The organism is Pararobbsia alpina, from assembly GCF_902859895.1.
Taxonomy (GTDB): domain Bacteria; phylum Pseudomonadota; class Gammaproteobacteria; order Burkholderiales; family Burkholderiaceae; genus Pararobbsia; species Pararobbsia alpina.
In genome coordinates this window covers 1-964 of sequence record NZ_CADIKM010000179.1, presented here as the reverse complement: position 1 = coordinate 964, position 964 = coordinate 1, and the positions used below count along the sequence as shown (strand labels likewise).

Here is a 964-nt window from a genome sequence, read left to right as displayed (position 1 = left end):
AGCCCGAATCGGCCTTCGTGGGCAAGACGTTGTCCGAGCAGTTGTGGGTCACGTTCAATCTCGATGATCACGATTGACCGTCAACCTGGCTTGCTCGACACAATCCGATTATCAAAATCAACCAAAGTCATTTCAACGTGAAACGAAGCAACATTTTGCAAACACTGATTGCAGGCAGTCTTCTCTCCGCATCGTTGTGTTGCGTGGCGCACCCGGTGACCGCGAAGGCCGACGTGCACTTCGAAGTGACCAGGCGCTATGCGCTGCAGGGCGCCGAGCGCTGGGACTATGTGGCGTACGATCCGGTGCGTCATCACCTGTTCGTGAGCCGCGATGACCACGTTCAGGTGATCGATACGCATACCGGCAAGCTGTTCGGTGAGATCGAACACACCGACGGCGCGCACGGCTTCGCGTTCGTGCAGGATCGTAAGCTCGGCTTTGTGACCAACGGCCGTGCGAATACGATTACCGTCATCAACCTCGATACGCTGAAGATGGTCGACACCATTCAGGCCGCGGGACCAGATCCGGACGGGATTCTGTATGTGCCTTCGCTGCAGCGTGTTTACGTCAGCAACGGGCACGACAAGAGCGTGAGCGCGATTGACGTTGCGACGCGCAAGATTGTCGCGACCACGCAGGTGGGTGGCAAACCGGAGGCGCTTGTGGCCGACGGTCAGGGTCACGTCTTCGTCAACGTGGAAGACAAGAGTGAGATCGTGGAGATCGATGCCAGCTCTGCTGAGGTGCTGGCGCAGTGGCCGCTGGCGCCCTGCGAGGAGCCGTCGGGACTCGCCATTGACGCTACGAACGAGCGTCTCTTCACCGTCTGCGCGAACCAGCACATGATGGTGGTGAATGCGGTATCTGGCCATGCAGTGGCCGACTTGCCGATTGGCGGGCATCCCGATGCCGCCGCGTTCGATCCGGCGTTGAAGCTGGCGTTCAGTTCGAATGGTGC

General features: G+C 59.2%; 1 protein-coding gene. It reads left to right on the top strand.

The features are described 5' to 3' along the window. Positions 1 to 155: 155 nt before the first annotated feature. Positions 156 to 964, top strand: an 809-nt coding sequence (locus HV670_RS30150; RefSeq protein WP_175108562.1) for a YncE family protein, incomplete at its 3' end; no start/stop codon positions are given.